The organism is Pseudoalteromonas shioyasakiensis (genome assembly GCF_001550135.1).
GTDB lineage: Bacteria > Pseudomonadota > Gammaproteobacteria > Enterobacterales > Alteromonadaceae > Pseudoalteromonas > Pseudoalteromonas shioyasakiensis.
The window spans coordinates 339,091-364,876 of sequence record NZ_LRUE01000015.1 but is presented as its reverse complement, the minus strand read 5'-3'; the positions used below and the strand labels follow the sequence as shown (position 1 = coordinate 364,876).

The following is a 25,786-nucleotide window of genomic DNA, read 5'->3' as shown; positions in this document are numbered from 1 at the left end:
TTGGTAAGTCGAGGCGTCACTCTAGCAATCAGCTCACAAAGTGTAAATAAACTGCGATAAGTTGCAGCGCTACTTGCTAAATAGGGAACTAAACCCTCATAATTTACGCGTACTTAATATAAGGGCAGGGAAAGAATGAAAAACGTAAAACTAGCACTACTTAGTTCGGCGGTGATGTTTGCATTACTTGGTTGTAATGAATCAACGCCAAGCAACGAAAAAACAACTCAGGCAGTAAGCAAACAAGCACCAAGCGCAACGTCAGCCACAGAGCAACTTGATACATTACTAGCAGACTACTTTGAAGCAGGCTTAAAGTTTAATCCAATTGGCGGTACTTACATTGGCCGTAGCGAATATAACGACCAATTTATTGCACCTATTAGTAAAGCAAACCGCGACGAGCAGCTTAACTTTGTTAAAGAATACAAAAACAAACTAGCAAATATCGACAAAGCGCAATTAACGGGTCAGTCATTATTGAGCTACGAAATTCTAGCCCGCGATTTAGACCTTGCGATTGAAGGCGCTCAGTTTCCAAGTTACTTAATGCCAATTAACCAAATGGGCGGGGCGCATAATACCTTTGCTGCGTTAGGCTCTGGGCAAAGCGCACAGCCTTTTAATACGGTTGAAGATTATCAAGCATTTGAAAAACGTGCTGATGGTTTCATCGCTTGGTTAGACAGTGTTGAGCAATCAATGCGCCAAGGCATGAAAGACAAAGTGGTTCTTCCTAAACCGCTTGCTGAAAAACTGTTACCGCAATTTCAAACTCATATTGTAGAAAAACCAGAAGAGTCATTATTCTGGGGCCCAATTGCTCAGTTACCTGAGTCTTTCAGCGACGAACAAAAAGCACAGCTAACAAGCGCGTACATGGCGATGATCAGTGAGCGTTTAGTGCCTGCGTATCAAAAAATGGCTGATTTTTTAGCGAATGATTACATTCCAAATGCCCGTGAAAGCATTGGTTACAGCGACCTGCCAAATGGTAAAGCATGGTATGAGTATCAAATTAAACAGCATACAACGCTTAGCTTAAACGCCGATGAAATTCATGATATTGGTTTAAGCGAAGTATCGCGCATTTTATCTGAGATGAAAAAAGTTAAAGAGACTGTCGGTTTTGAAGGCGACTTAAAAGCGTTTTTTGAACACCTAAGAACCTCAGATGAGTTTTACTACGATACGCCAGAAGAGTTAATTGCCGCGTACGAAGCAGTAAAAGAAAAGATTGATGCTAAGCTGCCGCAAATGTTCGATATTGCGCCAAAAGCGCCATACGTTGTAAAAGCAGTTGAAGATTTCCGCGCTGAATCAGCTGCGGGTGCATCTTATCAGTCGCCAGCACCAGATGGCTCACGCCCAGGTATTTTCTATATCAATACCTTTAACCTAAAAGCACAGCCTAAGTTTTTACTAGAAACCCTGTCTATTCACGAAGCCGCGCCGGGTCACCACTTTCAAATTGCCTTGCAACAAGAAATTGAAGGATTACCGCTGTTTCGTAAATTTGGTGGCTATACGGTATTTGCAGAAGGTTGGGCATTGTATGCAGAAAGCTTAGGTAAAGAGCTTGGCTTATTTACCGACCCTTACATGTGGTACGGCCGTTTATCAGATGAGCAATTACGTGCAATGCGCTTAGTGCTTGATACAGGTTTCCACGCGAAAGGTTGGACACGTCAACAAGGTATTGATTACATGTTGGCTAACTCATCAATGGCAGAAAGCGATATTATTGCCGAAGTTGAGCGTTACATTGCATGGCCGGGCCAAGCGTTGTCGTACAAGTTAGGTCAGTTCAAAATTCAAGAACTACGTGACTACGCTAGCAAAGAGCTAGGCGATAAGTTCGATATTAAAGCTTTCCATACGCAAGTGCTGATTGATGGCGCATTACCTATGCCAATTCTTGAAGAGAAAATTAAGCGTTGGGTTAACGAGCAAAAATAACCGCCTTTGCGCGCATGCTGGCTTTACGCTAGAATGCGCGCTGTTTAGGGGCTTTGAGTAATACCATGTTAGAAGATCAATTTTGGCTTAAGCGCTCGCTTGAGCAAATGTCACAACCCGAATGGGAAGCCATTTGTGACGGCTGTGGTAAATGTTGTTTAAACACATTTATCGACAGTGAAGACGAAGATGAATTTACCGCTACGGATCAACTTCGCGAGGGTGAAGAACTCATCTTCACTAATATCGTTTGCCAATACCTAGACAACGACACCTGTGGTTGCAGTGAATATGCGAACCGCCAAACCTTGGTGCCTTCATGTGTAAAGCTCACTAAAGAAAACCTCAAAGATATCTTTTTTATGCCGCAAAGCTGTAGCTACCGCCGCCTTTACGAAGGCCGTGGCCTTGCGTCTTGGCACCCGCTACTGAACGGTGGTAGTAAAGACATGATGCATGAGTTGGGTATTTCTGTGCGTGACAAAACAGTAAAAGACTGTGATGTAGACCTAGATGACTTTGATCTATACGTGGCCGAGTGGCCAACTAGAGACATTGATTAATGAGCGCCCTTCAAGCAAGCATTGGCCTGTTAAACCCAAAAAGCCCAACCAATGTGGGGGGCGTATTACGTGCCGCGGGTTGTTACAACGCCAAGCAGGTGTTTTTTACTGGTAGCCGCTATTTACGCGCTAATAAGTATCACACCGATACCAAAAATGTGCTTGAGCATATTCCGCTCACGCAAGTCGAAAGCCTTGAGCAAGCAAAGCCTGAAGGTGCCACAACGGTGGTGATTGAGCTTGTTGAAGGTGCAACGCCACTGCCTGAATTTAAGCACCCTGAAAACGCATTTTATGTATTTGGCCCTGAAGATGGCTCGGTCAGTAAAGACGTGCTGAAATGGTGTGATGAAGTAGTGTATGTGCCAACCATAGGCTGTATGAACCTAGCCGCAACCTGCAATGTTGTGCTGTACGACCGACTTGCCAAACTCGGTGGTATTGAGAGTTCAAACGACACCATTTGTAATAGTCGAGACACTAACAACTCACTTAAATGGCAACAAAAAAAGAGCGCTAAATAGCGCTCTTTTTAGATTCAAACTCAAAACTACTTTTTAGTAATTTGTACGTTACTTTCAAGGCCAATGCCGTTGTCGGTAATGTCTGTGGCAAAATAAACACCCACAGGTTGGTCGCGTAGCGAATCAAGCTCAGCCATTTCTTCATCACTTAATTGACCCGTTGATGCAATCGTATCAAGCAAAGGTAATAAGATTTTTTGTACGTCGAATGCCATGTTCACAAAGCCATTTTTAGTGACACTTTGCGACTCTAAAGTCTCGGCAATCTGCGCTGACTTATCACCCGTGAAAATCACAATATGATTTCCTTTAAGGGCCATTTTAATATCAAAGTTAAGTGGCACAGGCGATGGAATGTATTCATTGATCAGTACGGCATCACCATTGGCTGGTAGTTTTATGTTCGCAAGTGGCGGCACAAAACCTTGCGCAATTGAATACAAGCCATGGGCGTCGGTCGCAGATAGGGTAACGATGGCATCAAGTTTGTCTATTTGTGGGCCGTTGTAGTCATCAATGGTCAATGCAGCGTCTTGAACACTCACACTCATACCTTGCACGCCGTTTGCAAAACCCGACATCATAGCAAGGCCAGCGGTGCTTACTTCTTGCATTTCATTTTGTAGTGCGACAATTGGGCCACAGTTAAACTCAGCTGACTTAATTGCACCGGTTAGTGTGTTGGCAAGCGGCAGTACTTTTGCTACATCAATACCATAGGCAACACTCATCATTTGCCCGTCAAGCTCAGTGGTATGTTTTGGTACAAAACCACGCACGGCTTGTAGCGTATTAAGTAAGTCTTGATCTGTGCTTTGCAGTACCGCTTTTACGTCAAAGTCGGCGTAGTCGGCGGTAATACGGGTTTTTGTTGTGCCTGATACTGTTGCAGGCCATTTAGCGGCAATAGCTGCAATATCATCTTGACACTCAGGTGTTGAAATCATTGCTAATGCGTTGGATTGCTGGGCTTTATCAAGTAGCTCTTTAAGCATCTGGTGTAAGCGAGAGTCCTCTTTGCCTGTTACAGCATTAGCGATACGTTGATGATCAACAAAGCCAACCGAGTTGCCATCAAGTGAGAAAGTTTTAATAAGCTCAGGTAGTTTTTTAGTTTCAGCCAGTGATTGAGCCGGTTTTTCTACGCCAAGGGCAATACGTAAATCTTGATCATTAGAAAGCGCAGTGGTTAGCGTGATGGTAGCCCAATTGTTGTGAGTTGATGCAATTAGGTTGAAGTTATCTAAGCCTTCAAGTTCAATGGTAAAGCGCGTGTAACTTACGCCTTCAAGGCTTTCTGTTGTATACGCAATACCTGCTTCATCAGCAGATTGCTTAATGCTATTGATAATGCTGCTTTGATCAGCGACCTGAAAACGTACAATCGGCATTAAACCTTGCGCATACATCATGCCTTTGTAGTCATCACCAAAGCCCCAAATCGATTTGAAGGCATCGTAAGAGCTCAGTGATTGTTGGTATTTTTCCATCAGTGATGCAAGGAATAGGGCATTCTTATCATCAACTGTTTTAAGCTCAGCAATGATGGGAGTTAAATCGCTCGTGCCTTTCATTGCATCTGGCATAAGCGCAAAGTATTTGCTGTACGGAAACGGTTTAAGTTGACCATAAAAAACCGCCGTGTCGGCAGGTACGTAGGCAAGCTCAGGTAAATCTACATCAACACTGGCTTTATTTTGTGAGTACAACAACGCACCTGCAACAATAGCAATTGCGCCCCCAGCAAGAAGCTTATTATTCATAGGATGAATTCCTTTTTCTTTAATTAGTTAAAAAACATACCATGAAATAGAAACAAATTACTAGCAGGCTAACGACTAAAACTGATAGCTCACGCTTATTTGCGGGCCGTGGGTAAATGTATCATAACTAAAGAAGTTTTTATTTCCGCGTTGGCCTGTTTGGTAATCTACATAAGTGGTTTTATAGCTCATACCCAGATCCCAATGCGGGTTTATTTGATACACCGCACCTAATTTAAAGCTGCCAGTCAATTTAGCATTTAAGTTAAAGCCACCGAGATCCCCAGCAGTTGTTAATTGCCAATGTTCGCTTAATTGTTTGTTAAAGTGAAAGCCAAAAATGAGATCAATCCAATCTTCATCTCTGTCGACTACGGACACTTGTGACATAAAGTTAGGATCAAGATCGAATTCGTAGGTGTTATCCCAACGACGAATACCCACATAGTTAACCCAATCACCCATCGAAGGACTAGAAAAACGGTAAGCAACACTTAATTCGAGCACCGCTTGACGCACCCGAGCACTGAGCACGCCAAGTTTTGGGGCGTTATGAGATTTACTTAAATCCATATAGCCCCAGTCAGCAATAAAACCCCAGTTTGATTGATGATATCCCTCAAGATGGAGCATAAATGCGCTGTCGAGGTTGTTTAAAATGGTATCAAATTCGACTTCAAGGGGGGCTTCTATAGTGCCAATTGCCGAGCTGCCATCAATCGCAGTGGCCATTAAATAAGGCTCTACAGAAAATTGCCATTGGTCGGCATAAACAGTTGGTGAGGCGAATACTAAACCGAAAGATAAAATCGTTAACATACGAGGTTGTTTTAAAGTGAGCATAATCAAATCCTTTTAAGTAAATCACAGTATTAATTATAGAAACGCTGGGCTTTTTTGCATTGATTTTATGATGAAATATTTTCGTTTTGTTATTCAATCAGTGAACAACTTAACATTGAAATGGCGAGATTAGCATTGCTTTAAAAGCGGGGGATCATGTGGTGGTCGATCCAAACATGAAGGTGTTTAGGTATTTACCAATTATCGATAAATGTAAAACGGAGCAATAGCGAATGAGCCCGGCATTAATTACTGATGCCGGGCTTTTTACTCAACCTAAACAAAGTTCTAGGCTAAATCGGCTGCGCTTGGTAAAGACGCAAATGCACCATAACGGCTTACAGCAAAAGCGCCGGCTTTAGCTGCATAAGCAATGGTTTGTTCGATATTAGCTGGGGTTTGGCAAAACGCTTTAAAGCTTTGTTTGTTTTCACAGTGCTGACCAATCTTTGATAGCATGCCGCCAATAAACGCATCGCCTGCGGCGGTGGTATCAACCACTTTCGTAGCTGGTGGGTTAACTTGGCCTTTAAAGTCTGCGTGGTAAAAGCTGATTGCTTCGCCGCCATTGGTAACTAGCAAACAGGTTACACCGGCCTTTAAAATGGCATCAATGGTATGCTCAAGTGGCATTTCTTGATGGCTTTTTTGATTTAAAAACTCAAGCTCTTCAAATGAGAGTTTTACGATATCTGCCAGAGAAATAACATGCCACATTCTATCAAGCGTATGGCGCATACTTGGCCATAGGTTTTCGCGCAGATTCATATCGAAGCTACAAATTGCACCGGCTTTTTTCGCCTGAGTTAAACCATAAATAGTGGTTTGATAAATGTTGTGCTCAGTCAAACTGTTGCTGCATACATGCATGATGGCGTGATTTGCAAACATTGCATAGTCAAAATCGTCTACGCGATATAGTAAATCGGCGGCTGGTGGGCGATAAAAGCTAAACGAGCGTTCGCCACTGTCATCAAGAGATACAAACGCCAATGCTGTTTTAGCCGCATCGGTGAATGTACAGTACTGGGTGTTTACTGCATGCTGGTCAAGCTCTTGTTTAATAAAGTGACCGAACATATCATCGCCTAACATGCCGCAAAAGCTGGTGTTTAGGCCTAGTTTTGCTGCTGCAACAGCAACATTGGCAGGTGCGCCACCTGCGTATTTGGTAAATGACTCTGGTTGTTTACCATCTGATAAAAAGTCGATTAATGCTTCGCCAAAACACACTAAACTCATTATGCATTCCTCAAGGTTAAGGTTCTTAATACTTCGTAGCAGGCACCCATAGTATGGTAGTCGGTTTTGCCTGCTGGCGATTTTTCGTCACTGTATGGTTGGTTTTGTGCTGATAAAATGCGATACCAGGCACCATATTGGTGATCTACCATATGTTGCCAACTGTATTGCCAAATTTTTTCGTACCATTGCCAATAGCTTTCGTCATGTGTGGCATCAGCGAGTAGGGCCGCTGCGGCTAATGATTCGGCTTGCACCCAAAAGTATTTATCGCTATCACAAATTTGTTTATCTGGTGCAAAGCCATAGAAAATGCCTCCATGTTGCTGATCCCACGCGATGCTCAGGGTTTCATCAAACAGGCTTTTAGCGCGCGTCACCAACCAAGGTTCATCAATATGGCGGTTTAAAATAAGTAACAGTTTTGCCCACTCAGTTTGATGACCTGGTTGAAATCCCCAAGGCCTAAATAAATGCTGCGGGTCATCTTTGTTGTAATCTAAATCGATTTGCCAATTTTTAGAGTAGTGCTCCCACACTAACTGCTGACTCTGAGCTGCCAGTTTTACCGTAAAAGTTTCGGCAAGCTCTGTAGCGCGTTTTAAATAACGGGTCTCGTTAGTTGCTTCAAAACACATGAGTAAGGCTTCGCATAAATGCATATTGGCATTTTGACCGCGATAGTCATCTGCACAGCTAAAATCGGCATTTTGCTCATCTAGATAGGCATTATGCTGTGGTTCAAAGTAGTGCTGCTCTAATAAATCCCATACCTGTGAAATAGTTTTTTTGCAGTCGTTCACCCCTGCTTTTAAAGCAACCGCGTTTGCAAGCATTACAAAAGCGAGCCCGTAGCAATGGTTGGTGTCGTCTAACACGGTTACTTTGCCGTTATCATCTTGCTCAATAAGCCAAGCATAACCACCAGATGCTTGTTTATGCGCATGTTCAAGGTGAGCTAAACCATGTTTAGTGAGGCTTAAATATTCTGGGTCTTTAAACTCTATGTACGCCATTGCATAGTTAAAAACAAAGCGGGTGCTCGAGACTAAATGGCGAGTGTGTTTATCGTAAATCGCGCCATTATTTTTAAAGAACTGATAAAAGCCAGCTAAGCCATGGGCTGAATGATCAACACAATGGGGGTGATAAAAAGCAAGGGTATCTTGAATATGCTGCTTAAGAAAATCGGGGCTTTTAAAGTCAACTTTGGCCATGGGTTATTAATAAATCTGTGTACATCTTGCAACTATAGCAGGAAATAAAAAAATTGGAACGTTCCTAGTAAATCTTTGTGCTATTTTTACTTCAATGTGTAGAATCAAAGGTAACTTGTTAACGGAGTGAAAACCACGTGAGTGAAATAAATACAAACCAATCGTTTGTCGCCGATGGTTCGCAGCAAAATAAAAACTACCTGCTACCACTGACAGCAATGACAACCCTGTTCTTTTTATGGGGTTTCATTACAGTTTTAAATGACGTGTTGATCCCGCGCTTAAAAGGGGTATTCGATTTAACCTACACAGAGGCAATGCTGGTTCAGTTTTGTTTCTTTGGTGCTTACTTTATTGTTTCGCTACCTGCGGGTATGTTGGTTAAAAAAATGGGCTACAAAAATGGCGTACTAACCGGCTTAGTCGTGGCATCAATTGGCTGTATGTTATTTTACCCAGCGGTTGTTGTGCATGAGTACTGGTTATTCTTAGGTGCGTTATTTGTTCTAGCAGCAGGTATTACCGTATTACAGGTATCTGCTAACCCGTATGTTGTGGCGTTAGGTCCTGAAAAAACGGCGTCGTCACGTTTAAATTTAGCTCAAGCACTTAACTCACTAGGTACCACCGTTGGTCCATATGTGGGTGGTATTTTATTCTTTGGTACAGCAGGCACACTAGCTGCAAACGCAGCAACTGCAGAATCTGTAAAAGTGCCTTACCTTATGCTTGCAGCAGCACTACTGACCATTGCTGTAGTATTTGCTTTCTTTAAATTACCAGTGATTGCAGAGCATACAGAAGAGCAAGACTGTAAAGCGAAAGGCCACAGCCTTGCCGAAGCACCTCATTTAATGATGGGTGTTATAGGTATCTTCTGTTACGTAGGTGCAGAGGTTTCAATTGGTAGCTTCTTAGTTAACTATTTTGGCGAAGAACACATCGCTGGCCTTGAAGAGCATGCGGCTGCAAGCTTAATTGCTTATTACTGGGGCGGTGCAATGGTAGGTCGTTTCATTGGCTCTGCAGCACTGCAAAAAATTGCGCCTTCAAAAGCGTTATTCTTTAATGCCATGATGGTTATTGTATTGCTGTTAGTGACTATATTCACTGAAGGTGATGTGGCGCTTTACTCTGTACTTGCAATTGGTTTATTCAACTCAATTATGTTCCCGACTATTTTCTCTGTTGCTATTGAAGGTTTAGGCTCACTAACCAGTAAAGGTTCGGGTTGGTTATGTTTAGCAATCGTTGGTGGTGCCTTAGTACCATTAGTACAAGGTGTAGTTGCTGATACAGTAAACATCCAACAAAGCTTCTTTGTACCAGTGATTTGTTATGCATTTATCGCTTGGTATGGCTTAAATGTTGTACGTTTAGCTGATAGCTGGAAAAAACGCATCGGCTAAAATTACTATCAATAAAAACCCCGCACTGAGTTGCGGGGTTTTTTTGTGCCATTTTTTTGCTATACCGAAAAAACTAGATGACAGAATGATTTAATGAATACGTATTCAGGGACGGTTTAAGCAATAATTTATAGGAACGTTCCAAGTGGTTTTTTGCTGCTTTTTTATTAATACGACTTAAGAAGTGAAATTGGCTGCCGTTAACAAAGTAATTGATTTTCAAAGAAAGCGTACTTTAATAAAAGGAACGTTTTTCTAGTTTTAGCTTAATTTTATAAGACAAAGAGCTTTAAATTTGTTAAATATAAAGAGGCTAACAACGAAAAAAATAACAAACAGGTTTGTCATGCAAAGCACTCTTAAATTTACCACCAAGGTAACTGTGGCTGCATCACTGGTTTTAGTGATAGTGCTCGGTTTATTCACCATTAATAACTTCATCTCTATGCGCAGCCAAACGCAGGAGCAGCTTTCGCTTGTTCTTCAAGAGATTTCTCAGTCAGTGTCGCAAAATATAGCTAACTGGTTAAATGCTAAATTAGCCATTGTTTCGTCAGTTGCTGATACCTATCAACTTGGTGATAGCAAAGAGCTTACACTTACTCAGCTGAACACTGCCGACAAAGCGGGGAGCTTTAAAAATACCTACATCGGTATCACCGACGGTACCTTTGTATTGAATGACCAATCTGTTGTCTTACCACCTGACTACGATGCAACAACACGTCCGTGGTACAAGCTTGTTGAAAACAAAACAAACACAGCCTTTACTGCCCCGTATATTGATGTAACCACCAATGAACTGACTATTTCGGCCGTAGCGCCAATGCAAGCTAACGGTGTGTTTAGCGGTGTTGCAGGTGCCGACATCGACATGAAAACCATCACTAAAATCGTCAACGAAATTGACTTTTTAGGGTTTGGTTATGGCTTTTTACTAGATAGTGAAGGGCGCATTTTAAGCCACCCAGAAACTAAATTTAACGACAAAAACATGAGTGACTTGTTCGGTAAAAGCTTGTCGTTACAATCTGAGTTTGTTGAAGTACAGGTAGGTGGCTTAGATAAATTAGTATCGTTTACCAAAATCAAAGGAATTCAAAACGTTGATTGGTATTTAGGTGTGGTGATCAACGAAGAAATTGCTTACTCATCAGTTGCCTCATTTAGAAATATGGCGGCTATTTACATGCTATTAGGTATAGTTGCGATTGTATTAATGATGCAGTTTTTACTTCGCTATTTAATGCGTCCAATGCAGCGCTTAAACGATGCAATTAAAGATATTGCAGAGGGTGAGGGGGATTTAACCCGCCGTCTTGAGGTTGAAAACAATGACGAGTTTGGCGAGCTAAGCCATTACTTTAATGCGTTCATCGAGAAAATTCATACATCAATTGAGCAAGTTAAAAATACCACCGTTGAGCTTGAGCGCTTAGTTGAGAGTTTAGTTAATCAAACTCAAGGCACGCTCGACATGTATGCTGACCAAACAAAACGTACTGATAACGTGGCAACTGCAATCAATGAGCTGACATCGAGTGCGGTAGAAATCTCAAATAGTGCAAGTAATGCGTCAACGTTAGCAACCAGTGCTAACAGCCAATCATTACAAAGCCAATCTGCATTAGCTGACAACTTATCAGCTATTAATGCTTTATCTCGTAATATGGAGCAGGCGCAAAAAACCATTAATAGCTTAGATGCACACACTGTAAGCATTGGCCAAGTACTTGAAGTGATCAAAGGTGTGAGTGAGCAAACTAACTTGCTAGCACTTAATGCAGCGATAGAGGCAGCACGTGCAGGTGAAGCAGGTCGTGGTTTTGCGGTTGTAGCCGACGAAGTACGCCAACTTGCGCACCGTACACAACAATCAACACAAGAAATCGAAGACACCATTTCTCAGTTACAACAAGGTTCTGCGTCTGCCGTTGAAGTTATGACGGCCAGTATCCGCGACAGTGAAAAGAGTGTTGAGCAAGCTCATGTAGCAGGCGATAAAATGGCTGAGGTAACCCGTGCCATTGAGTCAATTGATGAGGTGAACCACAGTGTTGCCAATGCCACGACTGAGCAAAACCAAGTGATTCAAAGCCTAGACAGTGATATACACTCAATTAGTGAGCTTTCAAATCAAGGTCAAAGCAATCTTAATAACACCTTGAATGAGTGCACTAAATTGAAAGCCCAGTTCTATGAGCTTGAGCAATTGGTACTTAAATTTAAAGTTTAGTTGTTAAGAGACTGCAATTTTGGATCAAAATTGGCTTAATGCCATTACTTTAAACAGTGTCGACACGGCGGATAAACAGCGTCGTGCCTTCACGTTATTTGCCATGGCTTTTTTTGCCATCGTATTAATCACTTCGTTAGTGTTATCTAACTATCAAATTTACGCCTTACCGCTCACTATTATGTTAGTGGTGAGCGATATAACTATTGTGCTGTGCATGCTCTATTACTTTCGCACTGGTGCTTTAGTCTCTGTAAGCTGCATTATTTTATCGATCATTTTGCTGCTCTGTGTAGCATTGGTATACACCGGCGGCAAAGAAAACACCGCTTTATATTGGCTTATGTTTTACCCTATTGTGGCTTATGTCACCTTAGGGTTAAAAGTGGGCAGTGTGTTGGTTGGGATTATGTATGCTAGTGCAGTTGCACTGCTGTTTAGCCCCAACTTCGGGCAAGCGCATTACGGGCAAGTTGAAACCTCACGCTTTTTAGCCTCTTTCTCTATGGTGATTTTGTTTTCTGGGATCAGTGAATACTTTAGGCAAAAAAGCCATCAAAAAATTGCTGACATTACTTTAATAGAAAAACGCGATGCATTAACAGACCCGCTAACAGGTCTTGCCAATCGTCGTTACATTTATGAGCATATTCAGCCGCGCCTTGAAGCTGAAGCGGCTAATTATTTACCTATGTCGGTATTATTAATTGATTTAGATAACTTTAAATCACTTAACGATACTTATGGTCATGACTTTGGCGATCAGGCATTAATAGCCTTTACCTCTATGCTGCACGATAAGTTACGTGGCACAGATATAAAAGCCCGTTATGGCGGCGAAGAGTTTATTATTTTGCTACCAAAAGCGGGGCTTAATATTGCCCATGCCGTGGCTGAAAAACTGCGTAGTTATGTCGCCGAGAAACAGATCCCTTATGATGTGGGGCAGTCTGTGACTATTACCTGTAGTATCGGTATTGCCAGCCTAGAACGTGGTAGCCAATTTAGTAAAGCGATTAAACAAGCTGACGACAACCTCTATAAAGCCAAAGCAAAAGGGCGTAATGTAGTGGTCTCTGATCTAACTGAGATAAGCTAAATGGCAAAGTTAATTTATGTATACGACCCAATGTGTAGTTGGTGTTGGGGCTACAGAGAAACCTGGTTAAAACTCCAAGCAGCCCTTGGCGATAAACTTGCTATTGAATATAAAGTGGGTGGCCTCGCGCCTGATTCAGATGAGCCAATGCCAAAAGATATGCAGCAGTTTTTACAGCAAACATGGCAACGTATTGAACAGCAGCTTGGCACGCCATTCAATCATGAGTTTTGGCATACCGCGCAACCACGACGCTCTACTTACCCTGCATGCCGTGCTGTGCTTCTTGCAAGGCAGCACAATAAAGAGCAAGAGATGCTACACGCCATTCAAAAAGCCTACTACTTAGATGCACAAAATCCATCTGACATCAGCACCCTTACAAGCCTTGCAGAGCAAATTGGGTTAGAAAAAAACGTATTCATTAAAGAAATTGAAAGTGAAAAAATAAATTCATTGCTTATGGCCGAAATAAACCAAGCGAGAAGCTTACCTATTCAAGGTTTTCCATCTTTAGTCCTTGAAAATAAAGGGAAGTATGCTGCTATCCCGGTTAATTATTTAGATTGGCAAAGCAATTATCAGCAAATTATAGACGTTATTTAATTTGGTTGCTGGTTAAGCCTATTGAATTAAAAAGTTTTAAGCCAAACGTGATAATTAACCTCGTTTTGGCTTTGTAACGAGCCCGAAGATGAAAATAGCTCAAATAAAGATCATATATCAGGGAGTTAGGCCAAATGTATATGCTCAAAATTAAAAATCAATTCAATCTCATCATCTAGTCTTCTTCCTGTTGGAGCAAATCCAAGCTTTTGATAAATTGAAAGTGCATTACCATCTTCTTTATCCATTGTGGTTAGTGACACACCTTGCAAACCTACGAGTGAGGCGTATTGCTTACTAAAATTAATTGCTTGTTTTCCCAGCCCAAGACCTTGAAAATTATAGTCAACCATAACGCGCCACAAGTAGAGATAATCTTTTTGAAAATGTTCATCGAAATCTTCGAGTATTCTTGGATCGATTAAAGATATTAAACCAGCAGGTTTATTATCTACATAAATGCCATAACTGATACTATCTTCGTTGAAAATAGCTTGAATAATCCACTCGGCATTGTTGTCGATAAGATGCTTTTGAGATTCTTTAACTTTGAGGTTGATAACTTGATCTGCAATATTACCGTTTAATTTTAAGAAGCTGACTTTACCCATACTGTTTATCTCAGATATATTTTGAGTTGTAATATATCAAAGAAACTTTTTAGTATTCTACTTTGTTAGTATTTTACCCTTCTTTAGGGTAACAAACCGAACCCAAAGCTAAAAATTGAAAATTAATAAGGACACAATTCTGCAACTTTTGCCTTATTCTTGCCCAATATAAACTAATTGTTACAGCTGTCATATTTTTGTATTTTTTGCGCAACATGCTTGTCATTTTTCATCGTTATCCTTTCGCACAATAAAACAACCCAACTAGCAAATTAAGCTAACTTAACGAGTAAAGGTGTATGCGATGAAAGGCGTTAAACCACTGATTTTAGCAGGTATTGTAGCGGCATCTGCAGCAGTACATGCAAACGATCTAGATAAAGTAATTGATAAAAGCAGCGAGATAAACAAATCTGCAGCGCAATCACAAACTAAAATCGACAAGATTGCAGATTCAATGCAAGGTCGTTTACAACAATTCAAAGCCCTTAATAAAGAAATTGACGGCTTAACTGTTTATAACGCGCAACTTACTAAGCAATTAAACAACCAAATTGCTGAAATGGACGCGTTAAACGAGTCAATGGATCAGGTATCGGTTATCGAGCGTCAAATCACGCCGTTAATGATGCGTATGATCACAGGTCTTGAGCAATTTGTTGCACTAGACGTACCTTTCTTAACTGAAGAGCGTAGCAAGCGTATTGCATCATTAAAAGAAATGATGGACCGCGCAGACATCACTTCAAGTGAAAAATTCCGCCGCTTACTTGAAGCTTACCAAGTAGAAGTTGATTACGGTCGCACTATCGAAGCGTACACAGCATTACTTAATGTAGATGGCCAAGAGCGCGAAGTGGATTTCTTACGCATCGGTCGTTTAGAACTTATTTATTTAACACGCGACGGCAAAAAAGCAGGTAGCTGGGATAAAGAAACAAAATCGTTTGTTGAATTACCAGATTCTGCAATCAGCCAAATCAACAAAGGTTTACGCATTGCACGTAAGCAACTTGCCCCAGATATGTTAACACTGCCAGTCCACGCTGCTGAATAAGAGGTTTGAGATGAAATTATTAACGAAAATGACAAAAATGGCCGTGTTTGCAGCTGGCCTTGGTTTTGCTGGTAGCAGCCTAGCGGCTGAGCCAATGGATTTAGACTCATTACTAAAAACATTAGAGCAAGGTAAAGCACAACAAAGCGCTGAGAATAAGCAACGTGAACAAGAGTTCATGGCGCGTCAAAACGAACAAGTACAAATGCTTAAAGATACACAAGCAAAACGTACTGCAATGCTTAACGAATCTGAGCGATTAGAAACTCAGTTTGAAGAAAACGAAGTAAAGCTAGCTAACTTAACAGACACGCTTTCAAACCGTATGGGTTCACTTAAAGAGCTATTCGGTGTGTTACAACAAGTAGCGGGCGATTCAAGCAATAAATTCATGACGTCAGTTGTTTCTGCAGAGCTTCCTGGTCGTAGTAACTTCATGGATGAGCTAGCACAAAAAATGGGTTCAACGTCAAAGCTTGCTTCTATCGATGATATCGAAAAAGTTTGGTTTGAATTACAACGCGAAATGACTGAACAAGGTAAAGTATCTCGCTTTACAACAGATGTAATCGTTGAAGGTGGCAGCAAAGCACAAAAAGAAGTGGTGCGTGTTGGTGCATTTAACTTAATCGCAGATGGTAAATACCTTGAGTACACACCGGCTACAAATACAATCAGCCAGCTTACGCGTCAGCCAAGCAGCCGTTACACAGCAACTGCAGCTGATTTACAACAAGCAAACTCAGGTGTTGTACCGTTTGCACTTGACCCAACTGGCGGTTCAATCTTAGGTCTTTTAGTACAAGCACCAGATACTGAAGAGCAAGTTCACCAAGGTGGTACGGTTGGTTACATCATCTTAGGTGTTGGTTTAATCGCTTTACTAATTGCACTTGAGCGTTTTGTATCTCTGATGATTATGGGTAGTAAAATCCGTCGTCAGCTTAAAGACACAGTGGCACGTGATGACAATCCACTTGGTCGCGTAATGAAAGTGAAAGATCAGTACCCAGATGTAGCGTACGACACGCTTGAGCTTAAATTAAGCGAAGCAATCATTCGTGAAATGCCAAAAATTACTCGTAACCTGACACTAATTAAGATTATCTCTGTGGTAGCACCACTACTTGGTCTACTAGGTACGGTAACCGGTATGATTAACACCTTCCAAGCAATTACCTTGTTCGGTACAGGTGACCCTAAACTAATGGCGGGTGGTATTTCTCAGGCACTTGTAACAACGGTACTTGGTCTGGTTGTGGCTATTCCAACAGTATTCTTATACACACTTCTTAACACGCGTTCTAAAAATATGCTGTTGATTTTACAAGAGCAAAGCGCAGGTATCATCGCAGAGCGAAGCGAGAAAGGAGCATAAATCATGGTGCTATTGATTGATGCAATCAATGCTCTACGTGATTTCCTCGACACAGGTGGCCAAGTTCTCTTGGTCATCGGGGTCCTCATCTTCGCGATGTGGTTATTGATACTTGAGCGTTTTATGTATTTCTTTGGTGGCTTTAAACGCTACAAGAAAGACGTAAAAAGCACTTGGAGCAATAGAGCAGAGCGTAACAGCTGGAACGCAGAGCAAATTCGCCAAGCGATGATTTCACGCGCTGGCATGCAACTAAATAATAACCTTGCGCTAATCAACGTAATGGTTGCGTTATGTCCACTTTTAGGTCTGTTAGGTACCGTAACCGGCATGATCGAAGTATTTGATGTAATGGCAATCACAGGCACAGGCAGTGCACGTTCGATGGCATCAGGGGTGTCTAAAGCCACTATCCCAACAATGGCCGGTATGGTGGGTGCACTTTCAGGGGTTTTCGCATCAACGTTCTTACAACGTCGTGCAAAACGCGAAGTGCAATTACTTGAAGACAACATGGTCTTAGACCACTAAACGAATTTTAGGGTGATGTGAGCATCACCCATTAGGAGACTAACAATGAGAGCGCCACTAGGTAACTTATTTCAAGAAGACGACGCAGAAGAAATCAACATGACGCCAATGCTAGACGTTGTTTTCATCATGCTTATCTTCTTTATCGTAACAGCATCATTCGTAAAAGAAGCCGGTATTGATGTAAACCGCCCAGAAGCAGCAACGGCAGTGAAAAAAGAGCGTGCCAACATCTTAGTTGCTATTTCTGACAAAGGTGAAATTTGGATCAACAAACGCCAAGTAGATGTTCGTGCAGTACAAGCAAATATCGAGCGCTTAAAAGCTGAAAACCCACAAGGTAGCGTGGTTATTCAAGCTGATAAAAAAGCCACAACCGATGTACTTATTAAAGTAATGGATGCATCGCGAGCTGCAGGCGCATTTGATGTGTCGATTGCTGCGCAAGAAGCATCATAAGGAATGTGAGCGATGCGTTATATAGTTGCATTAATCATCGCTGGTATCGTGACTGTCATGCTGTTTTTAGGCATGCAGGCACTGATCACCGGTGGTGAAGGGGCCATGTCTGAGCCCGTAAAAGGAAACGTACTTGATTTTGTTCGTCTGAAAAAAGAAGAGACAGTGCAAAAGAAAGAACGTAAACCGCAAAAGCCACCAACGCCAAAAGAGCCACCTCCGCCAATGGAATCACCGCAAATGCAAAACAGTGATCCTAACGCGAGCAATGCCAATTTTGACTTTGGTGCTAGTGTTGAAGCCGACGTTAACTTAGCTGGCGGCTTAGCCCTTGAATCAAGCGACGGTGAATACTTACCGATTGTAAAAGTAGCGCCTGTTTATCCGCGCCGAGCTTTATCGCGTGGGATCGAAGGCTATGTGATTGTTGAGTTTACAGTAACCAAGCAAGGCACAGTACGTGACCCGAAAGTTATTAAAGCTGAACCAGAGTCATTGTTTGACCGCGCTGCGATGGATGCAGCACTTAAATTTAAATATAAACCGCGCGTTGTTAACGGTGAAGCTGTTGAAGTAGCGGGCGTACAGAACAAAATTTCTTTCCAAATTAACGGTTAGAAAAGAGGAATGCGATTATGAAACCTTTAAAAGTTGCCGTGATTTGCGCGGCTGCTTTCACAAGCAGCCTTGTAGTCCCAAGCGTTGTTAGCATGTTACCAGGTGTAACACTGGCAACAGCTTACGCACAAGAACAAAAAACTAAACGAGTACCTGCACTGCGCGAAAAAGTGTATAGCCAATTAGCACGAGCACAGAAGCTGGCTGATGATGGTGATGCAAAAGCAGGGCTAGAAGCTCTTGATAGTATTCAAGAGCGCTCTTCGAGCATGAACTCGTATGAAATTGCCATGATGCATAATTTCTATGGTTTTATTTACTACAACGAAAACGACCTTGATAAAGCAATTGCATCGTTTGAAAAAGTAGTGAACGAAGATGCGATCCCAGAAACATTACGTGTAAGCACCACCTTTAGCTTAGCGCAACTTGCAATGGCTAATAGCGATTACGAAAAGGTAATCAAATATTTAGCACAGTGGGATGTGATTAACGACAAGCCTAAAACAGATGCTTATTACGTATTGAAATCTCAAGCGTATTATCAGCTTAAAGATTACCAAAAAGGCATTGAGAACATTAACCTAGCTATCGCAGAAGCCGACAGCAAAGGTGAAATGCCAAAAGAAAACTGGTTAATCTTACAACGTGCAATGTACTACTCACTTAATCAGTCTGACAAAGTGGTCGAGGTACTTGAGCGTTTAGTTAAGCTTTACAACAAGCCAGAGTACTGGGTTCAGTTAGGTGGCATGTACGGTGAAACAGGCGCAGAGAAAAAGCAATTAGCGATTTTAGAAGCGGCATACCAACAAGGTTTCATGAAATCTAAATCAGATTTACGTCAATTATCACAAGTGTATTTATACAACGGCCTGGCTTTTAAAGCGGCGAACGTGATGAGTAAAGCTATGCAAGACGGTGTCGCTGAAAAATCAGCGAAAAACTATGCCTTTGTTGCAGAAGCAATGGTACAAGCAAAAGAAGCTGAAAAGTCACTTGCTTACTTTGCAAAAGCCGCTGATTTAGTAACGCATGGTCAGTACGAACAACGTATTGCAGAGGTAAGTATTAATCTTGAAAAATACGAAGAAGCAGCGGATGCAGCACGTAAAGCTCTAGATAAAGGCGGCTTAGAGTTCGAATCAAATGTATATGTTGCCTTAGGTATGGCGCAGTACAATTTACAAAACTTTGATGCCTCGATTTTAGCGTTTGAACAAGCGGAAAAACACAAAAAGTCGCAGCGTTTAGCTGAGCAATGGATCAAGTATGTGAAGCGTGAAAAAGTGCACGCCGAAACATTACGTACCGCTTTACTCTAAATCGTATTCAACAGGTAAGCGTACAAAAGAACTAATTTATAATCGCAACACCAAAGCTGCCTTCGGGCGGCTTTTTTCCGTTTTAAAAATAAACTAACTTACTCTTTTTTAAATAATTAATATTGTCATTTTATGTTTATTAAAGTGTAACTAGTTTGTCATACAGCTCCCGTAAGGTAGTCGCAGTTTAAAACTCAAGTGACCCAAAAGCATTAAGTTTCAGTGCTTTTTGGTGACTTGAGTTTATGCGCTAACACAATAATTAAATATCTATCTTAACGGAGTGAACAATGAAATTATCTGGCTTATTCAAGGTTAGTCTTGTAGCTACAGCAATCTCACTAGCAGGTTGTGGCGGTGGTGATATCAACATCAACGTAGAAGAAACAGTTGAGCAACCAACTACACCTACTAACCCAACTACACCACCAACAACTGAAGAGTTACCGGGTGTATACAGCCAAAGTCTTTCGAATGAAGTGTCTGCTGCATTAGGTCGTGATGTGACAGTACAAGTTCTTTCAGGCGTAATCACTGAAGATACAACATTATCAACAGACGCATTCTGGGCACTTGATGGTGCAGTATTTGTTGGTAACGATAAAGCAGACAGTGCAACATTAACGATTGAAGCAGGTGCGGTAGTATTCGGTAACAGCGGTTCTGATTACCTAGTTGTTAGCCGTGACTCTAAAATTGAAGCTACAGGTACTAAAAACGACCCTATCATCTTTACTTCTAAGCAAGACGTAGTTGGTGAAGAAACATCTGCAGGCCAATGGGGCGGTATGGTGCTTCTTGGTAATGGTATTTCTAATAAGTGCCCTGCTGAAGGCGATTGTGCTCTTCAAGTTGAAGGTGTTGAATCAGGTGCTGTATTTGGCGGTACAGACAATACAGATAATTCAGGTACATTAAAATATGTTGTTGTTAAAAACGCTGGTTATGAAATTGCCCCAGATAATGAACTAAATGGTATTACGTTCGGTGCTGTAGGTTCTGGTACAACAGTTGAATACTTACAAGTTCACAACAACTCAGATGATGGTGTTGAATTCTTCGGTGGTGCTGTAAACCTTAAACACGTTGTATTAACAAGCATCGACGATGATAGCATCGACTGGGACAATGGTTACCAAGGTAAAATGCAATTCGTTTATGTTGAACAAGATCCAGATTCAACAGATGCAAACCGTGGTATCGAAGCAGATAACGACGGTAGCACACCGTCTAAAGAACCAAAATCATTACCAATCATTTCTAACTTAACAATCATCGGAAACAACTTTGACGGTGAAGATGATGCAGAGGGTATCTACCTTCGTGAAGGTACAGGTTTACACCTTTACAACTCTGTGATCACTGGCTCTGACGAAATGGGTGAGTGTTTAGAAATTGAAGGTGCGGAAGACGGTGCTAGCGAAACAGTTAACAACGCTAACGATGGCACTATCTTAATGCAAAATACGTTTATGTCGTGTACTAATGGCGAAAACTTCAAAAACCCAGTTGATGGTAGCGGCAACACGTTACTTGAGCTTGAAACATGGTTTACAGCTCAATCTGGCAACGTAATTAATGATAAGCCAATGCTTGGTGCAAACGGTCAACCAATTGCAGGTTCTCCATTACTAGGCGCGGGCCAAGATGTAGCGAATACTGTTGATGCGTTCTTTGATACAGTTGACTTTGTTGGTGCATTAAATGACTCAGATGATTGGCGTGAAGGTTGGGCATTTGGTTACGGTGGCGGTGAAGTAACTGCACCACCAGCAGTAGCAGGTTGCCCATCAGGTACAACGTCAATTTCTCCAGTTGATGGCAGCACAACAACATGTGAAGTGTCTGGTCGTATCACCGCAGATTTAACACTTACTGCGGGTAACTACTACGCATTAAGCGGTGCAGTATTTGTAGGTGATGATAATGCAGATTCAGCTACTTTAACAATTGAGCCAGGTGTAACAGTATATGGTCGTACAGGCGATGATTACTTAGTAATTAGCCGTGGTTCAAAAATTAATGCTAACGGTACTAAAGATGAGCCAATCTCATTCACTTCAAGCCAAGATGTTATGGGTGGTACTACAGCAGCTGGTCAGTGGGGCGGTTTAGTTCTTCTTGGTAACGCACCATCAAACAAGTGTCCAGCAGAAGGCGATTGTGCGCTTCAAGTTGAAGGTGTTGAGTCAGGTGCCGTGTTCGGTGGTACTGATACAACGGATAACTCAGGTACGCTGCGTTATGTTCGTGTGATGAATGGTGGTTACGAAATCGCACCAGATAACGAATTAAACGGTATCACGTTCGGTGGTGTTGGTTCTGGTACAACTGTTGAGTATGTACAAGTACACCAAAATGCGGATGACGGTGTTGAGTTCTTCGGTGGTAACGTACAAGCGAAGTACTTAGTACTAACAAGCATTCAAGATGACAGCATCGACTGGGACAATGGTTTCCAAGGTAAAATGCAGCACATTCTTGTTAAGCAAGCAGCTGATAACTCAGACGCCAACCGTGGTATTGAAGCAGACAACGATGGTTCTACACCGTCTAAAACACCTAAGTCAAACCCAACAATTGCTAACTTAACAATTATCGGTAATACCTTTGATGGTGAAGATGACTCAGAAGGTATGTACTTCCGTGAAGGTACGGGAGCGCAAATCTATAACGCAATCGTAACGGGCCCTGAAGGTATGGGCGAATGTCTTGAGATTGAAGGTGCTGCTTCAGGTGAAAGTGAAACAGTGAACAATGCCCAAGATGGTACTTTAATGATTAAATCATCAGTGATTGCATGTTCTGAAAACTTCAAAGACCCAAGCGGTGTAGATTTCAGTGTTGAGAACTGGTGGACAAACACATTAGGTAACTTAGTTGCTACAGGTCAAACGCAAGTTGTAAATGGTATCTTTACTATCGATACAACAACAGCGACAGACGTTAAAGCAATCGACGGTTTCTTCGATACAACAACGCACATTGGTGCAGTATCTGCTGATAACAACTGGACTGAAGGTTGGACGGTAGGTCTGGAATAACACAGTAAGCGAGGTGCTAAACAACGTGTTTAGCACCTTTAAACAACTTTCTGTAACTTATTTCAGATAGAGGTAAACATGAAACAATATTCAAAACAGTTCAGCTTAACAGCACTAAGCGCAGCTATCTTATGCGGCTTGAGTGTCTCAGCACACGCAGCTGAAGTAGACGAAGAAGCTGTTCTTGAAGAAGTTGTTGTTAGTGCAAGTCGTTTAAAAGGCACTGCAACAGCTGTTCTAGAAGAGCGTAAACAGCAAGCATTCGTTGCTGATATTATGGGTGCAGAGCAAATTTCACGCAGTGGTGATAGTGACGCTGCTGCAGCGCTACGCCGTGTAACAGGTTTAACACTTGTTGATGGTAAGTTTATTTATGTTCGTGGTTTAGGTGAGCGATATTCAAGTACACAGTTAAATAACTCTGCTGTACCAAGCCCAGATCCAACGCGTTCGGTATTACCACTGGATTTATTTCCATCAGGTATTATCGAAAGTTTATCAGTACAAAAATCGTATTCACCGTCAATGCCAGCGTCTTTTGGTGGTGGTAACGTTGATATTCGTTTGAAATCAATTCCAGATCAATTTGTATTTGATGTGACGGGTCAGCTTGGTTACAACACCAATAACTTTGATGATGGTCTTGAATACAGCGGTGGTTCGGATGACTGGTACGGTGTTGACGATGGCACACGCGAAATTCCACGTCCTATCCTTGATGTATACCAAAGTGGTCAATCGCTTGATGATTTAACACCTGAGCAAAGCCGTGCTTTAGCACTGTCGTTAAATCGCGAATATGATCCAAAATCAGCAAAGGTTGATCCGAATACGAAGTTCACTGCCACATTAGGTAATAGCTTCGAATCAGATAAATGGCGCTATGGTTTCTTATCGTCGCTTAGTTATGATAATAAGCATGTTGTTGCAGATGAGTATCAAGGTCAAGGCTTCTTGATTGGTGAAAACTCAACAACCATGATCCGTGGTTATGACCAAGTACTAAGTACAGAACACACGGTTAAAACATCAGGTATGGTTACTGTTGGTGTTGAGTATGACAAAGCGCATAAAATTGACTACACAGCATTAATCTTACGTGATACTGAAGATAAAATTTCAGACCGTTTAGGTATTGACCAAAACAACAATACCTCAGACAACAAGCGTGTACGCTCGTACGATGTTCGTTATGAAGAGCGTGAGCTGATCGTTAATCAGTTAAAAGGTATGCATACTTTTGATTGGTTGAATTACGCGGGTTTTGACTGGAAGTATTCAATTGGTCGCTCAAACCGTTACGCACCAGGTAACATGGAAACTCGTTTCATCGTTACTGATGCTAACGAAGATGGGTTTTACGATACAGTAAACGAAAGCGCATTAACCAATGCAACAACAGCTGCACGTTACACTTTCCAAGATTTGGATGATGAAGTAGAGAACTACGGTTTTAACTTTACGTTGCCTATTATGTTAGATGGCGTGGATGTTGAGCTTAAATCAGGTGCTGACTTTATATCTAAAGAGCGTTCAGCAACTAACCGTCGTTTTGATATCAATACACGTGCATTCTCAGATGTTGACTTAAACGGAAATGAGTTAAACACCATTTTATCTGATGATGTACTTACAAACGCGTCACTAACGCAGCCAATCTTAAACGACACAACGGTTTCAGGCGATGACTATAAGTCAGCGCAGAAAGTGGATGCATACTACTTCGAAGCTGATTTCTTCTTCAATAACACATGGCGTATTACCGGTGGTTTACGTTGGGAAGATTTCCGTCAAGTATCTGTTCCTCTTGACCCATTTACTGGTGGCCTTGCATCTTCAATCGATTATGATGAGTTAGATCAGCTCGCATTCCGTGAAGATGACGTTTATAGCGCACTTGCTTTAACTTATGTGCAAAACGACGAAACGCAGTGGCGATTAAGCTATGGTGAAACAGTTGTTCGTCCAGATTTACGTGAGATTTCTGATGCAACTTACATCGATCCGCTTACTGAATACCCTGTAGGTGGTACGCCTGGTTTACGTACAACGCAAATCAAAAACTATGATTTCCGCTGGGAAAACTATTTTGATACGGGCGAGAACTTCTCTGTTGGTGTGTTCTATAAAGACATGGTTGATCCAATTGAGTCTGTTCAATCACCTGCACAAGATGGTCCACCATTGGTACGTATTGCTAATGCAGAAGATGGTTATGTTGCTGGTGTTGAATTTGAATACCTGAAAGATTTCGCTTTCTTAGGTGGATTCTGGCAAGACGTGTTCATGACAGGTAACGTGACTTTAAGTGACTCAGAAATCAACATGGACCGTCAGGCGATTGTTGAACAAACAGGGGTTTCTGCAGCGGTTACAAATACAACACGTCGCATGACGGGTCATTCAAAATATGTTGTGAATATGCAGTTAGGTTATGACGCACCTAGTGGGCAACATGCTTCAACACTAATCTATAACGTATTTGGTGAGCGAATTATAATTCCTGGCATTGAAGGTCAAGAAGACTGGATGGAGCAACCTTTCCACTCTCTAGACTTTAACTACACCTATTTCCCTGATTTCAACTCAAGCTTGAAGTTCAAAGTGACGAATATCTTGGGCGCAAAATCTGAAATAGAGTCAGCGGGTACCTTAACTCGTTCTAAAGAGAAAGGCACTGAGTTCTCAATTGAGTACAAATATCAGTTTTAAATCTCTGACCAAGGAAGGATACAATAATAAATCCTAACGTTGATTTAGCCCTGCATTAGCAGGGCTTTTTTAATTTTTTTGTAATTTAAATAATATACAACTGTCATGGAAATATATGAGTATTTATAGCTGATTTAACAAGGAACAATGGAGTTAATTATGAAGAACATGTTATCAGTAGTGATTTTAAGTGCTTTATGCTCATTCTCAGTTAATGCAACCCAATGTGAAGGATATGTAGATAAGCTGTATAAGCTTTCAAATGGTAAGGTAAAGGTTTCACTAGCTCAATTTTCAAATACTTATGATATTAAAGATGAAAGTGATTTGATTTTAATTACAAATGCAGCATTGGCTAATAAGATTTTAAAATTATCCGTTGTTGAGATGGATGGAAGCGTTATTACTAATTCAAATGCAAATTGCGGTGATAATGATGCTGATGATCAATTAACAGTAATAGCTACATCTTTAGATTTTTAATTGTATAAATCCTAACGTTGATTTAGCCCTGCACTAGCAGGGCTTTTTTGTTTCTATACCCAAACCACCTCAAGATGCAGAATTCAGCGTTTCACAGGTGCTTAATA

General features: G+C 41.5%; 21 protein-coding genes. 16 read left to right on the top strand and 5 right to left on the bottom strand.

Annotated features, from left to right (window positions below; genetic code table 11):
• The first annotated feature begins 135 nt into the window (after positions 1 to 135).
• From PASHI_RS10880 to PASHI_RS10870, 3 genes are all read left to right on the top strand, one after another.
• On the top strand, positions 136 to 1,959 hold the full coding sequence (locus PASHI_RS10880) for a DUF885 domain-containing protein (RefSeq protein ID WP_062565616.1): 1,824 nt from the start codon (positions 136 to 138) through the stop codon (positions 1,957 to 1,959).
• 65 nt (positions 1,960 to 2,024) lie between these two features.
• A complete protein-coding gene (locus PASHI_RS10875; RefSeq protein WP_054552059.1) occupies positions 2,025 to 2,522 on the top strand; it encodes a YcgN family cysteine cluster protein in 498 nt (165 codons plus the stop codon).
• Positions 2,522 to 3,046: an RNA methyltransferase gene (locus PASHI_RS10870; protein ID WP_062565615.1), complete on the top strand. Its 525-nt coding sequence runs from the start codon at positions 2,522 to 2,524 to the stop codon at positions 3,044 to 3,046. Before PASHI_RS10875 ends, PASHI_RS10870 begins: the two co-directional genes overlap by 1 nt.
• 26 nt (positions 3,047 to 3,072) lie before the next feature.
• On the opposite strand, the gene PASHI_RS10865 is transcribed toward PASHI_RS10870, so the two are convergent.
• The 4 genes from PASHI_RS10865 to PASHI_RS10850 all read right to left on the bottom strand — a co-directional run bounded on the left by PASHI_RS10865 (position 3,073) and on the right by PASHI_RS10850 (position 8,111).
• Positions 3,073 to 4,809: a hypothetical protein gene (locus PASHI_RS10865; protein ID WP_062565614.1), complete on the bottom strand. Its 1,737-nt coding sequence runs from the start codon at positions 4,807 to 4,809 to the stop codon at positions 3,073 to 3,075.
• Between the two features lie 75 nt (positions 4,810 to 4,884).
• Positions 4,885 to 5,652 carry a hypothetical protein gene (locus PASHI_RS10860; RefSeq protein WP_062565613.1) on the bottom strand — a complete coding sequence of 256 codons (768 nt, stop codon included), beginning with the start codon at positions 5,650 to 5,652 and terminating at the stop codon, positions 4,885 to 4,887.
• 288 nt (positions 5,653 to 5,940) lie between these two features.
• Positions 5,941 to 6,894, bottom strand: a complete 954-nt coding sequence (locus PASHI_RS10855; RefSeq protein ID WP_062565612.1) for a carbohydrate kinase family protein — start codon at positions 6,892 to 6,894, stop codon at positions 5,941 to 5,943.
• Positions 6,894 to 8,111 carry an AGE family epimerase/isomerase gene (locus tag PASHI_RS10850; protein WP_062565611.1) on the bottom strand — a complete coding sequence of 406 codons (1,218 nt, stop codon included), beginning with the start codon at positions 8,109 to 8,111 and terminating at the stop codon, positions 6,894 to 6,896. The genes PASHI_RS10855 and PASHI_RS10850 overlap by 1 nt, the downstream gene beginning before the upstream one ends.
• 137 nt (positions 8,112 to 8,248) lie before the next feature.
• Here PASHI_RS10850 and fucP point away from each other — a divergent pair, with 137 nt between their 5' ends.
• From fucP to PASHI_RS22085, 4 genes are all read left to right on the top strand, one after another.
• Entirely contained in the window at positions 8,249 to 9,520 is a 1,272-nt protein-coding gene (gene fucP / locus PASHI_RS10845; RefSeq protein WP_062565610.1) for an L-fucose:H+ symporter permease, read from the top strand.
• 346 nt (positions 9,521 to 9,866) lie between these two features.
• Entirely contained in the window at positions 9,867 to 11,756 is a 1,890-nt protein-coding gene (locus tag PASHI_RS10840; protein WP_062565609.1) for a methyl-accepting chemotaxis protein, read from the top strand.
• A gap of 19 nt (positions 11,757 to 11,775) precedes the next feature.
• Positions 11,776 to 12,855 carry a diguanylate cyclase gene (locus PASHI_RS22090; RefSeq protein WP_240701533.1) on the top strand — a complete coding sequence of 360 codons (1,080 nt, stop codon included), beginning with the start codon at positions 11,776 to 11,778 and terminating at the stop codon, positions 12,853 to 12,855.
• Complete coding sequence (locus tag PASHI_RS22085) at positions 12,856 to 13,461, top strand: DsbA family protein (protein ID WP_062565607.1); 606 nt, start codon at positions 12,856 to 12,858, stop codon at positions 13,459 to 13,461.
• 125 nt (positions 13,462 to 13,586) lie between these two features.
• Here PASHI_RS22085 and PASHI_RS10825 read toward each other — a convergent pair whose 3' ends face one another.
• Positions 13,587 to 14,072 (bottom strand): GNAT family N-acetyltransferase, encoded by a 486-nt coding sequence (locus PASHI_RS10825; protein WP_062565606.1) that lies wholly within the window; start codon positions 14,070 to 14,072, stop codon positions 13,587 to 13,589.
• Between the two features lie 304 nt (positions 14,073 to 14,376).
• Between PASHI_RS10825 and PASHI_RS10820 the strand changes: the two genes are divergently transcribed.
• The 9 genes from PASHI_RS10820 to PASHI_RS10780 all read left to right on the top strand — a co-directional run bounded on the left by PASHI_RS10820 (position 14,377) and on the right by PASHI_RS10780 (position 25,679).
• Positions 14,377 to 15,129, top strand: a complete 753-nt coding sequence (locus tag PASHI_RS10820) for a DUF3450 domain-containing protein (RefSeq protein WP_062565605.1) — start codon at positions 14,377 to 14,379, stop codon at positions 15,127 to 15,129.
• A gap of 10 nt (positions 15,130 to 15,139) precedes the next feature.
• The gene (locus PASHI_RS10815; RefSeq protein ID WP_054552069.1) at positions 15,140 to 16,507 is read left to right on the top strand and encodes a MotA/TolQ/ExbB proton channel family protein; all 1,368 of its coding nucleotides are present in this window, start codon (positions 15,140 to 15,142) and stop codon (positions 16,505 to 16,507) included.
• Positions 16,508 to 16,510: 3 nt separating this feature from the next.
• Positions 16,511 to 17,038, top strand: a complete 528-nt coding sequence (locus tag PASHI_RS10810; RefSeq protein WP_054552070.1) for a MotA/TolQ/ExbB proton channel family protein — start codon at positions 16,511 to 16,513, stop codon at positions 17,036 to 17,038.
• 45 nt (positions 17,039 to 17,083) lie between these two features.
• Complete coding sequence (locus PASHI_RS10805; RefSeq protein ID WP_036971869.1) at positions 17,084 to 17,497, top strand: ExbD/TolR family protein; 414 nt, start codon at positions 17,084 to 17,086, stop codon at positions 17,495 to 17,497.
• Positions 17,498 to 17,509: 12 nt separating this feature from the next.
• Positions 17,510 to 18,115: an energy transducer TonB gene (locus tag PASHI_RS10800; protein ID WP_054552071.1), complete on the top strand. Its 606-nt coding sequence runs from the start codon at positions 17,510 to 17,512 to the stop codon at positions 18,113 to 18,115.
• A 17-nt stretch (positions 18,116 to 18,132) separates the two neighbouring features.
• The gene (locus tag PASHI_RS10795; protein WP_062565604.1) at positions 18,133 to 19,440 is read left to right on the top strand and encodes a tetratricopeptide repeat protein; all 1,308 of its coding nucleotides are present in this window, start codon (positions 18,133 to 18,135) and stop codon (positions 19,438 to 19,440) included.
• A 290-nt stretch (positions 19,441 to 19,730) separates the two neighbouring features.
• Positions 19,731 to 22,484, top strand: a complete 2,754-nt coding sequence (locus tag PASHI_RS10790; RefSeq protein ID WP_062565603.1) for a hypothetical protein — start codon at positions 19,731 to 19,733, stop codon at positions 22,482 to 22,484.
• A gap of 78 nt (positions 22,485 to 22,562) precedes the next feature.
• Complete coding sequence (locus tag PASHI_RS10785) at positions 22,563 to 25,196, top strand: TonB-dependent receptor domain-containing protein (RefSeq protein ID WP_062565602.1); 2,634 nt, start codon at positions 22,563 to 22,565, stop codon at positions 25,194 to 25,196.
• A 159-nt stretch (positions 25,197 to 25,355) separates the two neighbouring features.
• Positions 25,356 to 25,679, top strand: a complete 324-nt coding sequence (locus PASHI_RS10780; RefSeq protein WP_130167573.1) for a hypothetical protein — start codon at positions 25,356 to 25,358, stop codon at positions 25,677 to 25,679.
• The last annotated feature ends 107 nt before the right edge of the window (positions 25,680 to 25,786 follow it).